We start from the raw sequence: 1,110 nt of genomic DNA, 5'->3' as shown, positions 1-1,110 counted from the left end.
CTGGCCGGAAAATCACAGCAGCCGAGGGCATGCCGGTGCCTGCTCGGGGCTTGGGTGAAAGTGACTGGGCTTGAGCTGCAGCGGCTGGTCAGACTGGGGTTGGGGTCAGGGTGACGGTGTTGCCGAGACGTTCGAGTTGGCGGACGAGTTCTCGGGTGCGGCGGTCGGGGTCGTTGCGGCGCTCGTACCAGTCGGTGCCGAGGTCTCTGTAGCGGGCGTCTGGATCAGCTATGAGCTGCCAGACGATCTCGATGATGTTGCGGGCGAGGGCGGTCTGGGCTTTCTTCTTGGGCTTGCGTTTGACCAGGCGCCGGTAGCGGGAGCCCAGGAAGGTGCGGCTCTTGCCGGCGGTGACGGCGGCCTGCCCCAGTGCGCGCCGTAGCCACGGATTGCCGTGCCCGGTTCCGGCTGAGGTGTTCTTCGCCCCGGATTGCAGGGTGCGCGGGGTCAGTTTGGCCCAGGAGGCCAGATGCCCGGGCGTGGGGAAGAGGCTGATGTCGAAGCCGGTCTCCGCCAGGATGTTCTGGGCGGTGACCGGGCCAATGCCGGGGATCTCGGCCACGCGCTCCAGCAGGGGCATTCGCGGGGTGCCGTCGGGACCGGGGCCGGAGCCCGCGGTGGGGTCCAGCTCCCGCACGGCCGTCTCGATGCGCATGCCCAGGTCGGCGATCTGGGCGTCCAGACGATCGATGTCCTCCAGGTACAGACGGATCAGGTAGCCGTGGTGCTCGTCGAAGCGGCCCCGCAGTGCCTCGACGAGATCGTTGTGCTTGGCCGTCAGACGGCCGCGCGCGAGGGCGGCCAGCGCGTTCGGGCTGCGCTCGCCGTTGATCAGCGCGTTGAGCATCGACCGCCCGGAGACGCCGAAGATATCGGAGGCCACGGTGGACAGCTTGATCTGAGCGTCCTCGAGGACCTTCTCGACTCGCTCCTTGTAGGCGGTGCGGTCGGCGGTGAGGACGGCACGGGCGCGGGTGAGGTCTCGCAGGCGGCGCACCGGGGCAGGGGGTACGAAGGAGCGTCGCAGCATGCCTCGTTCGGCGAGCTTGGCCAGCCAGACCGCGTCCAGCTTGTCGGTCTTCGGGCGGCCGGGGACGTTCTTCACATCCC

The 1,110-nt window shown here is 68.8% G+C and carries 1 protein-coding gene; it reads right to left on the bottom strand.

Annotated elements, in window-relative coordinates; all coding sequences use genetic code 11:
* Positions 1-88 precede the first annotated feature (88 nt).
* The coding region (locus ACWDA7_RS53190) for an IS110 family transposase (RefSeq protein ID WP_450615469.1) at positions 89-1,110 on the bottom strand (1,022 nt) is incomplete at its 5' end.

It is taken from the genome of Streptomyces sp. NPDC001156 (genome assembly GCF_053598275.1).
The sequence above is the reverse complement of the archived record's forward strand: the minus strand, read 5'-3'. Positions and strand labels throughout refer to the sequence as shown.